The organism is Marmoricola sp. URHA0025 HA25, assembly GCF_054059435.1.
Window position 1 is genome coordinate 2,822,586 of sequence record NZ_JBSSCD010000001.1, and the last position, 12,295, is coordinate 2,834,880.

Here is a 12,295-nt window from a genome sequence, read left to right on the forward strand (position 1 = left end):
TCCGCTAGAGCCGAGAGGCGCTGGCCCTGACCAGGGCCAGCGCCTCTCGCGCGTACGACGGCGTCGCGCCGGCCAAGCCGCAGGCCGGGGTGAGGACGAGGCGGTCCACGACCTCCTCGAGGTCGAAGCCGAGCATGTCGAGCAACCGCTGCACCCGCTCGACCACCTGCTTGTCGGTGGGCGTGCGGGCCGGGTCGGTCGACGGCACCACACCGAGGAACACCCGGTCGCCGCCCTCGAGGGCGGCACCCAGCTCGTCGTACGCCGCGGCACCCAGGACGTCGAGGTCGACGGAGATGCCTCGCGCGCCGGCGCCCCGCAGCAGGGCGATCGGCACGTCGGCCGCGCAGCAGTGGGCGACGGGGGTCGCGCCCGACTCCTCGATCGCGCCGAACAGCCACTCCAGGGCCTCCGACGCCGCCGGCGGGCCGACCGACCGGTGCCGGCCGAAGCCGGACGCCGTCGGCACCCGGGCCGCCAGCACGGCGGGGAGCGCGGGCTCGTCGACCTGGACGACGACCGACGCAGCCGGCAACCGCCGGCGCACGTCGGCGACGTGCACGCGGACACCCTCGGCGAGCGCCTGCGCCAGCTCGCGGCGGGCGCCGTGGTCGGCGAGCACGCGGTCGCCACGAGGACGTTCGACGGTCGCGGCGAGCGTCCACGGGCCGGCCACCTGCACCTTGACCTCGCCCGCATGACCCTGGGTGTGCTCCTCGAGCGCGTCCAGGTCCTCCCCGATCAACGAGCGGGCGCGGCGATGGTCGACCCCCGGTGCGTCGGTCAGCCGCCACCCGGCCGGCTGCAGGTCGAAGCCGAGGTCGGCGACGAGCGCGAGGGCGCGGCCGGTCATCGCGGCGATCACGCCGCGGTCGGGCAGCTCCGGGAGGTGGGGCAGCTCGGGCACCTCGCCGAGCACGATCCGCACGGCTTCGTGGATGTTGTCACCGGGCAGCGAGCCCACGCCGGTCGCGACCGCTCGTCGGGTGCTGCTGTCGCCGGTCACAACCGGACCCTAGCCTCAGTGGCGCCCGGCGCTCCGGCCGCGTAGGACCAGCGCCGCCAGGAGGACGACCGCGGACTCGGTCACGACGGAGACCACGCCCAGCGGCTCGAACCAGTTCCCCACGTCGTCGGCGAGCTGCGGGAACGCCACCAGGCGCGTTGCGGCGTACCCGACGACGGCCGCCCCACACACCGGCAGCGCCGCCCGGTAGGCCCAGGTGGCATCTGCCACGGCGACGGTCGCGCCGATCGCGAGGCAGGCGCCGGTCAGGAGGACGAACAGGACGCCCATGTACGGCGCCTCCTCGAGGTGCGGGCCGATCACCGGGATGTGTGCGGCAGCGGCTGCGGTGACCGCGCCCACCAGCAGCCATCGGGAGGACGCGTGCTGGTCACGCGAGGTAGGGATCGTTGCGGACACGCCGTCCACCTGACTTCCTTGTCGTTGCGGGGTCGGTCCTGCCCCGGCGGGCGCCGGGGCAGGACCGAGGCGATCGGCTGGTTCAGCCGAGCTTCTTGTTGTCCGCGATGCCACCGGCTAGCGTCTTGGCCGTCATCGGCATGTGGTCGGCGGCCATCGAGAGGTCCATGAACACCATGCCGTCGCCGGCGACCAGGGAGTCGATCGTCGTCAGCACGGTCTGCACGTGCGGGACCAGCTCCTTGGCGACCGCGGCGGACGGGAGCTGGGGCACCACCGAGTGGATCAGCTCGCCGAACGAGGTGCGGTAGCCGTCGAGGTCCGAGGTGGCCTTGTCGGCCATGGCCTGGTCCTTGGTGGCCTTGCCCAGCGTGTAGCTGACGAAGAAGCCGATGTGCTGGCGCCACGACTCCAGGAACGGCTGCTCCGCGTCGGGGTACGCCGAGCCGACGGCCTTCGACAGTGCCACCGAGTTGCCGTCCAGTGCGGCCACCGCGGCCTTCACCGAGGGGTCTTCGAGGTTGCCGCCCTTGCTGACCGCCTGGGCCAGCGCGATGCCGGCGAGGTCGACGTGGGAGTCGAGCAGGTACGTGAGGCCCGAGCGCAGGCCGGACGCCGGTGAGTCCGGGTCGCCGGAGAGCTTGGCGTTCCTGGCGATCCCGCCCGCGAGCGTGTCGGCAGTCATCGGCATGTGGTCGGCAGCCGTCACCAGCCTGGCGAAGGCGTGCCCGTCACCGGCGACGAGCGAGTCGATGTACGCCTCGAGGCTCGCCACGTGCGGGACCAGCTCCTTGGCCACGGCGTCCGCCGGCAGCTCGGGAACCACCGAGTGGATCAGCTCACCGAACGAGGTCCGGTAGCCGTCGAGGTCCGACGTGGCCTTGTCGACCATGGCCTGGTTCTTCGTGGCCTTGCCCAGCGTGTAGTCGACGAAGAACCCGATGTGCTGACGCCACGATTCGAGGAAGGGCTTCTCGGCGTCGGGGTACGCGGCTCCTACTGCCTTCGACAGCGCCACCGAGTTGTCGTCCAGCGCCGTCACGGCGGCGGTGACGCCGGGATCCTTCAGGTTGCCACCCTTGTCGACCGCGGTCTTCAGCGCGATGCCGGCGAGGTAGACGTGCTGGGTCAGCAGGTGGGTGAGGCCGGCGCGCAGCTCGGCGGCCGGAGTCGCCGTCGCGGCCGCACCGCTCAGCGCGGCCGTGCTCGACTGCGACGACGCGGCCGGGGCCGAGCCGTCGCTGGACGAGCCGCAGGCGGCGAGGGAGACGGTCATGAGGGTGGCCACCGCTGCGGCGGCGAGCCTGGTCTTGTTCGAAGAGGGAAGCACGGGTGTTCTCCTTGCGGGTCGGAGGAAGGGATCGGGCTCTGAGAGGGAGGGGTTACGGCGTCACGTCGATCTCGCCGGACATGCCCTTGTGGATCAAGCAGTAGTAGACGTACCTCCCCGGCTTGTCGAAGGTGAACGAGACGTCCTTGCCGCCTCGCAGGGGCATGTCGATGAGGCCGTCGGGGTGCTCGGCGGTCCGGAGCCCGTTGGAGCCGGCGGTGAAGGTGCCCGTCGTGACGGTGTGTCCGATCGAGTCGCTCGCCGACCACGTCACCGTGGTGCCTGCCTTCACCGTCAGCTTCTCCGGTCCGAAGCTGAGCAGCTTGGTGACCACCGTCGTGGCCTTGTCGTGGGACGGGGCCGGGCCGCTGTCCGGCGTGCTCGACGAGCCGCAGCCGACCAGCGCCACGACGGCGAGCGACGTACCGGCGAGAGTGGCGATACGGCGGTGGGTGATGTTCATGCACCTCGTTCGGAGCTGCACCACCGACGGATTGGACTAGCGCGTCCAGCCGACCGCGTTGAACCACCACAACGCACTCAGCCACCACGTGGCGACGAACACCGCGAAGAGAAGGCCGCCGAGGATCGGCACGACGATCGGCGGGATCCTCCGGACCCGCAGGGCAGCCATCTTCGCGACGAAGACGCCGTAGAACAGGCAGCCGAGCACCGAGTGGGCGGTGGTGCGCGTCGTCGAGGTGTCGAAGCCGAAGGCGTAGAGGCAGTACCACGCGATCGGCAGCGTGAGGACGATCGCTGCGACGCCGCTGGCCCGGTGGATCGGGTGGACCGCACGGGGAGCCGATCCCAGCCCCGGCAGGCGGCCGTAGATCCACAGCGCGGTCGTCACCTGGAGCAGCACGAGCACCAGCACCAGCGTCGCCAGCCAGGCCTTGAACGTCTGCATCGAGCTGAACCCGAAGGTCGACAGGCTGCGCGGCTGGCCGACCGTCGACCCGAGCGCGCCGAGAGTCACGGCGACCGCGGTGCCGGCGAACAGGACGCCGAGGACGAGCCGGGCGCTGTCCCGGCGAGGTGGTGCGTCGGCACGGACATGGGCCATGGGGTCACCGCGTTCCTGGAGTGGGGATGACCGTTGTTCGGCGCACACGCTCGCCCGGATGGTTCGGCCCTGTCCGGGAGCGCGTACGGCCACGAAGAAACCCTGGGTCCGGGCCAATCCGTGCACGGGACGGCGCCGAATCACCACCTGAGACGGATCCACGACCCCGGATCCGCCGCCGTCACACCCCGAGGAGACGAGGATGGCCCCGTGTCCCACCTGAGCCCCGTTCCGTCGGGCGAGAGTCTCCCGGAGGACACCGGCACGTCCCTGGCCGTCCTGCTGCGCCGGTGCGCGCTGGGCGACGAGGCCTGCTTCGCCCAGCTCTACGACCTCACGTCGCGCCGGGTGCACGGCCTCGTGCTCCGGGTCGTCCGTGACCCTGCCCAGGCGGAGGAGGTCACCCAGGAGGTCTACCTCCAGGCGTGGCGCACCGCCTCCCGGTACGACGAGGCGAAGGGAAGCGCCCTGGCCTGGCTGATGACGCTGGCCCACCGGCGGGCGGTGGACCGGGTGCGTGCCGCGGAGGCCGCGTCACGCCAGGACACGACGTACCACCAGGGCAGCCACGACGTGCCGCACGACACCACGGCCGAGGCCGCGGAGGGCTCGATCGAGGCGCGACGGGTGCGCACCGCGCTCACGCAGCTGACCACGGTCCAGCGCGAGGCGCTGGAGCTCGCCTACTTCGGTGGCTACACGCACACCGAGGTGGCCACGATGCTCGACCTCCCGGTCGGCACCGCCAAGACCCGCATCCGCGATGGACTCATCCGGCTGCGCGACGCGATGGGAGTCGGGCAATGAGCTCCTCCGGGAACGCACACGAGATCCACGCCCTGTCCGGCGCGTACGCCGTGCACGCGCTCGACGACGAGGAGAAGGCACTGTTCGAGGCGCACCTCGCGGCCTGCGCCACCTGTCAGGCGGAGGTGGCCGGCCTTCGCGAGGCGACCGCGTCGCTGGCGGAGTCTGTGTCGACCGATCCCCCCGCGGCGCTGCGCGACCAGGTGCTCGCCGGGATCAAGAACGTCCGGCCGCTCCCGCCCGAGCTCGAGCAGCCGGCACCCGCCAGGGTGCGCACGCTCCCGGTACGCCGCCGGCTCACCGCGCTGGCTGCGGCCGCTGCGCTCGTCGGCGTCGCCGGTGTCGGCACGGTGGTGTGGCACCAGACCACGAGCTCGGACCAGGGGTCCTTGACCGCCGCCGACCGGGTGCTGCGGGCAACCGATGCGAAGCGGGTCGACCTCACCCTGGAGGGCGGTGGCAGGGCGAGCGTGGTGCGCTCGGTGTCCCAGGGCAAGGCGGTGCTGATCGCCCGCGACATGCCCCGGGCGCCGGCCGACCGGGTCTACGAGCTGTGGCTGCAGACGCCGGGCGGCGTGATGGTGCCGGCCGGACTGATGGACGGTGGCAGCGCGACCGTCGTGCTGCGGGGCGACGCATCCAGCGCGACCGCTGCCGGGATCACCGTCGAGCCGAAGGGCGGCTCACCTGCCCCGACGACGGCGCCGGTCGCGCTGTTCGACTTCGAGCGGGCGACCTAGGTCCGCCATGGGCACCACTTCCATCCGCCGCGTCGGGGTCATCGGCAGCGGCGTGGCAGGGCTGACCGCCGCCCACGTGATCGCGGCCTCCGCGGAGGTCACCCTCTTCGAGGCCGACGACCGGCTCGGCGGCCACGCGGACACGCACCTGGTGCAGACTCCGGGCGGCACGCTCGCGATCGACACCGGCTTCATCGTGCACAACGAGCGCACCTACCCGACACTGATCCGGCTCTTCCGCGAGCTGGGCGTGCGGACGCAGGCCTCGGACATGTCGATGTCGGTGCGCTCGGACGCCGCGCACCACGGGTCGGGGCTGGAGTACGCCGGGGCGAAGGGGATCGCGGGGGTGTTCCCTTCGTGGCGCAACGTCGCGCGACCGGCGTACCTGCGGATGCTGCTGGAGGTGCCACGGTTCCACCGCCTGGCACGTCGGCTCCTCGAGGACGGGTCGGCGGACGAGCGCACGCTCGCGGCCTTCCTCGAGGAGGGCAGCTTCTCGGCGTACTTCCGGCGGCACTTCATGGCGCCGCTCGTGGCCGCGGTCTGGTCCTGCGACCCGGAGCTGGCTCTGGAGTACCCGGCGCGCTACCTCTTCGAGTTCCTCCAGCACCACGGCATGCTCGCGATCTTCGGCTCTCCGAAGTGGCGCACGGTCACCGGCGGCTCACGGCAGTACGTCGACAAGGTGGCCGCGGCGCTGCTGCGGCGCGGAGCGACCGTGCTGCTCGGCACCAAGGTGACGTCGGTGCTGGAGACCCGGGACGGGGTCGAGGTGACCGACGGCAACGGCGTCGTCCGCACGTTCGACGCGGTGGTGGTCGCCGCCCACCCCGGACAGGCGCTCGCCATGCTCGCGGAGCCGACGCCCCTCCAGGCCGAGCTGCTCTCCTCGATGCCGTACTCCTCCAACGTCGCCCAGCTGCACACGGACACCTCGCTGTTGCCGCGCAGCCCCCGGGCGCGGGCGTCGTGGAACCACCTGGAGCGCCCGGACCACCCGGGCGTGACGGTCACCTACGACCTCACCCGGCTGATGGGGCTGCCCTGCGCTTCCGGCAACGGGGTCGACGGCACCCGCTACCTGGTCACGCTCGGCGCGCCCGACCTGGTCGACCCTTCGACCGTCGTGTCGACGCGGCACTACGAGCACCCGGTCTACACGCCCGGGTCGGTCGCGGCCCAGCGCCGGCTCGCCGAGATGGACACCGACAGGCTGGCGTTCGCGGGAGCCTGGCACGGCTGGGGGTTCCACGAGGACGGCGCCCGGTCCGGTGCTGCCGCCGCGGAGACGCTCGGCTTCACGTGGACCGAGCCGGCGGGGGCTGTCAGCGCGCCGAGGATCTACCGCAGCACGGTGAGCCACGCCCGTCGATCCCCGGTCAAGCACCGGTTCCGGCACACGACCCATCTCTGGCTGATCGACCTCGACCGGATTCCCGATGCGGGGCGGCTGGCACCCCTGCTCGGCTCGTTCGAGGCACGCGACCACCTCGGCGACCCCACCCGGAGCATCCGGGAGAACGTCGAGACCTTCCTCGCCACCGAGGGGATCCGGGTCGGCGGCGGCCGGATCCTGATGGCCGCCAACGCACGGGCCCTGGGCTACAGCTTCAACCCGATCAGCGTGTTCTGGTGCTTCGACGCCTCGGGGAGCCTCGCGGCGACGGTGGTCGAGGTGCACAACACCTACGGTGACCGGCACGCCTACCTGGTGCATCCCGACGCCGCCGGGCACGCCCTCGTGCCCAAGCAGATGTACGTGTCCCCGTTCCACGGCGTCGACGGCCACTACGAGCTCGTCTTGCCCGTCCCGACCGACCGGCTGCAGATCGCTGTCAGGCTCGTCACCGCGGACGGCGCGGTCTTCGACGCCTCCGTGACGGGCCGGGCGGCTGACGTCCATCCGCTGCGTACCGCGCCCGCCGCACTGCGCGGCGCGCTCCTGATCCGCGCCCACGGCGCCTGGCTGTGGGCGCGTCGCCTTCCGGTCCGACCCCGACCGACCCATCACCAGGAAGATGTCCGATGACCACGATCTCCACTGCCCCGGCTCTGCAGCCGACGTCTCCTGACGTCGAGCGCTGGCCCGCGCTGGCGTCCCGTCCCCGCGGACCCAAGGCCCGGGTGGCAGCCGCGGTGGCGCGCCAGGTCTTCGTGCAGGCGACGCACCGGCTCGGCATCACCGTCTCCTACGACGGAGCTCCGGCCGCCGGACGTCCCGCGGACCTGGTGATCCACCGGCCGGAGGAGTTCTTCACCCGGATCGGCAACCAGGGGCTGATCGGCTTCGGCGAGTCCTACATGTCGGGCGCCTGGGACGCGCCGGATCTCGCGGGCACGCTGACGGTGCTCTGCACGCAGATCACCGAGCTGATGCCGCTCTGGATGCGCCGGATGCGGGCGGCGTACGTCGCTCGGCCGCCGAGGTCGCAGCGCAACACCAAGCGCAACAGCCGGGCGAACATCGCGCACCACTACGACCTCTCCAACGATCTCTTCGCCACCTTCCTCGACCCGACCCTGAGCTACTCGGCGGCGATGTTCGACAGCGACGAGGTCACCGAGGTCGACCACGTCCGCCTGCTTCCGCCCTCTGCCGGTGGCGACCTGGAAGCGGCCCAGGCGCGCAAGATCGAGCGGATCCTCGACGCGGCCGCGGTCGGCACCGGCACCGAGGTCCTGGAGATCGGCACCGGTTGGGGCGAGCTGGCGATCCGGGCTGCCCGCCGTGGCGCCACGGTCCGCTCGGTGACGCTGTCGCGTGAGCAGCAGGCGCTGGCCCGTGAGCGGATCGCCGCTGCCGGCGCGTCCGACCGGGTCACCGTGGACCTGCTCGACTACCGCGAGGTGCAGGGGACCTACGACGCGGTCGTCTCCGTGGAGATGGTCGAGGCGGTCGGGCACGAGTACTGGGCGACGTACTTCCAGACGCTCGACCGGCTTCTCGCGCCCGCCGGCACGGTCGCGATCCAGGCGATCACGATGCCGCACGAGCAGATGCTCGCCACCCGCAACACGTGGACCTGGATCAACAAGTACATCTTCCCGGGCGGCTTCCTCCCCTCGGTGACGGCGATCGACGAGGTGGCTCGCGCACACACCTCGCTCCGGCTGACCGGGCGCACGGCGTTCGGTGGTCACTACGCCGAGACCCTGCGTCAGTGGGAGCAGCGGTTCCTCGGCGCGCGTGGAGAGGTGCTCGGGCTCGGCTTCGACGAGACCTTCGTGCGACTGTGGCACTTCTACCTGGCGTACTCGCGCGCCGGGTTCGCGTCGGGCTACCTCGACGTGCAGCAGCTGACGCTCGGGCGGGAGAGCCGGTGACCGATTTCCTGCTGGTGAGCGCGGCGGCCGCGGCCGTCTGTCTGGTCGCCATGCTGCTCACCGCGTACGCCGCCCGTCGCGCCGGCCGCGTGTCGGTCGTGGACGTCACCTGGGGGATCGCGCTGGCCGCCGTCGCGTTGGTGTCTGCCGTGCTCGGTGACGGAGACCCACTGCGTCGCTGGCTCTTCGTCGCCCTCGTGACGGTGTGGGGATTCCGGTTGTCCTGGCACATCTGGCGGCGGAACACCGGCCACGGCGAGGACCCGCGCTACACCGAGCTGCTCGGCTCGAAGCGCGGTGGCCCCGTGGTGCGCGTCTGGATCCCGCAGGGCGCGGCGATCTGGTTCGTGTCCCTGCCCGTGCAGGTCTCGGCGGTCGCCGGCGGCGGGATCGGCGCGGTGGTCGGTCTCGGCGTCGCCCTGTGGGTCGTCGGTGTCTTCTTCGAGGCGGTCGGCGACGCCCAGCTGGCGGCGTACAAGAAGGATCCGGGTCGTGGTCCGGTGATGGACCGCGGCCTGTGGCGCTTCACGCGCCACCCCAACTACTTCGGCGACGCCTGCGTGTGGTGGGGACTCTGGACGATCTCCGCCTCGGCGTGGCCGGGGGTGCTCACCGTGCCCGCACCGCTGGCGATGACGTACTTCCTCGTCTACGCGACCGGCGCGAGACTGCTCGAGGAGACGATGATGAAGAGGCCCGGCTACCCGGCGTACGCCGCCCGCACCTCGATGTTCGTGCCGCTGCCACCCAGGCGCGCGGCGTGAGCGTCACGCGCCGGCACGTCGGTCGGCGGGCCGCCGCCTGGCTGGTCGCCGGCGGTCTCGTCGTGGCGTTCGGCGCCGGGTGTTCCTCCGACGACCGGTCAGGTCCGGCGCACACCGAAGGCGCGCGTCCCCGTCCCTCGATCTCCGCTCCGACGACGGGCGACTGCGTCGGCCGGGTCGACGCACTGATCGACTCCCGCACGATCCCCCGCGCCGATCGGGACTACGCGATCGGGATGTGCCAGGCCGGCCGCTGACCCGGTTCCTGGCTTCCGGGGGCCGTCCTCACCCGGCGTTCTTGCCAATCACGAAGTCGAAGGCCGCCGGCTCCTCACGGTCGTCGACGACCTTCGCCGGACCCGGCGAGGTGCCGGCCGGCACTCGGAGGTCGGCAGAAAAGCCCAGGTCGGGCCCTGCGGGCTCGAACCGACCGAGGTCGACGATCGTGCCATCAGGCAGCGTCGCCACCAGATGGACGGGGTCCAGTGGCTCGAGCGGGGCGTTGCTCCCGGTGTCGTTGCACGTGCTGGTGTACCAGTGCCCGTAGATCCTGATGACGTCGCCTGCCGCGACCGTCGGCGCCGGCCCGTCCCGCCTGTTGTCAGCGGGCTGGTCGTCGATCCACGGCCCCGCACAGGAGGCTCCCGAGCCCGACGGACCAGACCTCACCGGGCTGCTGCCGCACCCCGCGACGACGAGCAGGAGGAGGAGCACCCCGACTGCGCGCCTGGAGCCGACGCCAGCGGTCATGCTTCGAGCCTGCATGACTCTGGGACGTCTGTCAGGCCGATCTCGTTCCCAACGCGGCAAGGACCCGCACCGAACGTGATCGAGACCCGAGGCACGGAGCCCAGCCAAGGTCGTCGCGAGTAACCGGCCGGTGGTCGAGCAGCGAGCCTGCGAGCGATCAGTCGACACCTGGTGACCCGGGGCAGGGAGCCAGCCCAAGGGCGGCCGAGACCTGCTGACCCGACAGCGGGACACAGCCCGAGGGTGGTCGAGCAGCGAGCCTGCGAGCGATCAGTCGAGACCTGGCGACCCGGGGCAGGAAGCCAGCCCAAGGGCGGCCGAGACCTGCTGACCCGACAGCGGGACACAGCCCGAGGGTGGTCGAGCAGCGAGCCTGCGAGCGATCAGTCGAGACCTGGCGACCCGGGACAGGGAGCCAACCCAAGGGTTGCCGAGACGTAACCGACGGGTGGTCGAGCAGCGAGCCTGCGAGCGATCAGTCGAGACCCGGTGACCCGGGGCAGGAAGCCAGCCCAAGGGCGGCCGAGACCTGCTGACCCGACAGCGGGACACAGCCCGAGGGTGGTCGAGCAGCGAGCGTGCGAGCGATCAGTCGAGACCTGGTGACCCCGGGCATGCTGGTGGCCCCGCCGGGTCCCGGCGGGGTGTGGGTCAGCTGGTTCGTCGTGGTGGTGGGTCGACGAGTGGTGGGGTGAGGTCTTGGGTGCCGGTGGTGTCGCGCAGGTAGGTGTATCCGTAGGGGGATCGCCACAGGTAGGAGCCTGGTTCGACCATGGTGTAGGTCCAGTTGCCGTGGGTCTTCATCCGGTGGTGGCCTCGGCACAACGGGGCGAGGTTCTCGGTGCTGGTTTGGCCCGGTGGTCCGTCGGGGTCGTAGGCGATGAGGTGGTCCTTGTCGCAGGACCGGGCGGATCGTTGGCACCACGGGAACACACAGGTGCGGTCGCGCAGCTCGACCTGTTCGGCGATCCGGTCAGGCACCCGGTAGGCATCGGTTTCGAGGTGCTGGTTGAGGTCGATGACGGGTTTGACGACGATCCGGGACGTCTCGGGGCGCCTGCACCACTCGGCGACCTGCCCGGCGGTGAGGACCTGTCCGCCGGCGTTGTCCAGCAGCACCGGGGTATTCGGGTCACCGGTGGCCAGGGCGTCGGCGGAGAGGTGCACGAACAACACCACCTCACGCCGCCGCCCACCGGACCGGCCCCGACGCAGCACCCGCCCGGTCTCGGACCGGGCTTCCTCGGAGCCCAGGGTGCCTGTCCCGGTGGTTGAGCCTGTCGAAACCCCGGTGGCCTGGAGAGGCAGCGTGTGTTCGCCGCGGGCGATCATCCCGACCGCGGCTGCCCTTCGGGCGTCCAGGGGTTCGGTGGAGCCGAGGTCGGCGAGCTGTTGGGCACCAGCGGTGACGGCGTCGGCGAGGTCCAGGGCGTCGGCGAGGTCCAGCTCGCCGTGGACCCGGGAGGTGCCGGCGAAGGAGACTTGGTCGTGCTCGATGCTGAAGTACCGCTGGTCGGCAGCCCGGGCACGTTCTTCGGCGGCGAACTCGGGCATGAACCGGGCGATGGCCTGGTCGACCAACCGTTGGGTCTGGGCCGGTCCGGTCTTGTGCGCGAACGGCGCCAGCTGGGCATCGACGAACTGGGCGGCTTCGTGGGTCAGGTGCAGGGTGGCTTCGGCGATCCGCTTGGCCCGCCAGGCCACCAGGGTGCCTTCCTGGACCCGGAACCAGGTCTTCGGCAACCGGTGGGCCAGCTCGAGGGCACAGGCGATCAGGTCGCGTCCGGACCGGTCGGTTAGACCCAGGGCGGTGGCGAACTCCCCGACCGCGAACTCGCTAACCAGTGGGCACCCTTCCCCGCCGATCGGGATCCCGGTGTCGCGGCCCTCGGCGACCACCCAGGTCGCCGCCATATCCAGGTCGTCGACAACATGGAGGTGGGCCCACTCCAACGCGGCGGCCAACACCCCGGCCTCGGCAGTGTTGGCCTGGGTGCGGAACGCTCGGGCAGCACCCAGCACAGCGGCTGCGTCCAGAGTGGTGGTGCCCGAGTCCATGTGATGAATCTAGGGGTGACCACCGAC

At 71.6% G+C, this 12,295-nt stretch carries 13 protein-coding genes; 6 read left to right on the top strand and 7 right to left on the bottom strand.

Annotated elements, in window-relative coordinates:
- Positions 1–4: 4 nt before the first annotated feature.
- The 5 genes from ACVW00_RS13865 to ACVW00_RS13885 form a co-directional block, all read right to left on the bottom strand.
- Positions 5–1,006 carry a methionine synthase gene (locus ACVW00_RS13865; protein WP_457111485.1) on the bottom strand — a complete coding sequence of 334 codons (1,002 nt, stop codon included), beginning with the start codon at positions 1,004–1,006 and terminating at the stop codon, positions 5–7.
- Between the two features lie 15 nt (positions 1,007–1,021).
- Complete coding sequence (locus tag ACVW00_RS13870) at positions 1,022–1,426, bottom strand: hypothetical protein (RefSeq protein WP_457111486.1); 405 nt, start codon at positions 1,424–1,426, stop codon at positions 1,022–1,024.
- An 82-nt stretch (positions 1,427–1,508) separates the two neighbouring features.
- The gene (locus ACVW00_RS13875) at positions 1,509–2,756 is read right to left on the bottom strand and encodes a hypothetical protein (protein WP_457111487.1); all 1,248 of its coding nucleotides are present in this window, start codon (positions 2,754–2,756) and stop codon (positions 1,509–1,511) included.
- 52 nt (positions 2,757–2,808) lie between these two features.
- Entirely contained in the window at positions 2,809–3,219 is a 411-nt protein-coding gene (locus ACVW00_RS13880) for a cupredoxin domain-containing protein (protein WP_457111488.1), read from the bottom strand.
- A gap of 36 nt (positions 3,220–3,255) precedes the next feature.
- The gene (locus ACVW00_RS13885) at positions 3,256–3,822 is read right to left on the bottom strand and encodes a DUF6529 family protein (protein ID WP_457111489.1); all 567 of its coding nucleotides are present in this window, start codon (positions 3,820–3,822) and stop codon (positions 3,256–3,258) included.
- A gap of 210 nt (positions 3,823–4,032) precedes the next feature.
- On the opposite strand from ACVW00_RS13885, the gene sigK reads away from it, so the two are divergent.
- From sigK to ACVW00_RS13915, 6 genes are read left to right on the top strand one after another with little or no spacing between them, the layout of a single operon-like run.
- A complete protein-coding gene (sigK, locus tag ACVW00_RS13890) occupies positions 4,033–4,629 on the top strand; it encodes an ECF RNA polymerase sigma factor SigK (RefSeq protein WP_457111490.1) in 597 nt (198 codons plus the stop codon).
- Positions 4,626–5,369 (top strand): anti-sigma factor, encoded by a 744-nt coding sequence (locus ACVW00_RS13895; protein ID WP_457111491.1) that lies wholly within the window; start codon positions 4,626–4,628, stop codon positions 5,367–5,369. Before sigK ends, ACVW00_RS13895 begins: the two co-directional genes overlap by 4 nt.
- A 7-nt stretch (positions 5,370–5,376) precedes the next feature.
- Entirely contained in the window at positions 5,377–7,401 is a 2,025-nt protein-coding gene (locus ACVW00_RS13900; protein ID WP_457111492.1) for an FAD-dependent oxidoreductase, read from the top strand.
- Positions 7,398–8,696 carry a class I SAM-dependent methyltransferase gene (locus tag ACVW00_RS13905; RefSeq protein WP_457111493.1) on the top strand — a complete coding sequence of 433 codons (1,299 nt, stop codon included), beginning with the start codon at positions 7,398–7,400 and terminating at the stop codon, positions 8,694–8,696. Before ACVW00_RS13900 ends, ACVW00_RS13905 begins: the two co-directional genes overlap by 4 nt.
- Entirely contained in the window at positions 8,693–9,460 is a 768-nt protein-coding gene (locus ACVW00_RS13910; RefSeq protein ID WP_457111494.1) for a DUF1295 domain-containing protein, read from the top strand. Before ACVW00_RS13905 ends, ACVW00_RS13910 begins: the two co-directional genes overlap by 4 nt.
- Entirely contained in the window at positions 9,457–9,717 is a 261-nt protein-coding gene (locus ACVW00_RS13915; RefSeq protein ID WP_457111495.1) for a hypothetical protein, read from the top strand. Before ACVW00_RS13910 ends, ACVW00_RS13915 begins: the two co-directional genes overlap by 4 nt.
- 28 nt (positions 9,718–9,745) lie before the next feature.
- On the opposite strand, the gene ACVW00_RS13920 is transcribed toward ACVW00_RS13915, so the two are convergent.
- Positions 9,746–10,210, bottom strand: a complete 465-nt coding sequence (locus tag ACVW00_RS13920; RefSeq protein WP_457111496.1) for a hypothetical protein — start codon at positions 10,208–10,210, stop codon at positions 9,746–9,748.
- 651 nt (positions 10,211–10,861) lie between these two features.
- The gene (locus tag ACVW00_RS13925) at positions 10,862–12,268 is read right to left on the bottom strand and encodes an HNH endonuclease signature motif containing protein (protein ID WP_457111497.1); all 1,407 of its coding nucleotides are present in this window, start codon (positions 12,266–12,268) and stop codon (positions 10,862–10,864) included.
- Positions 12,269–12,295: the final 27 nt, after the last annotated feature.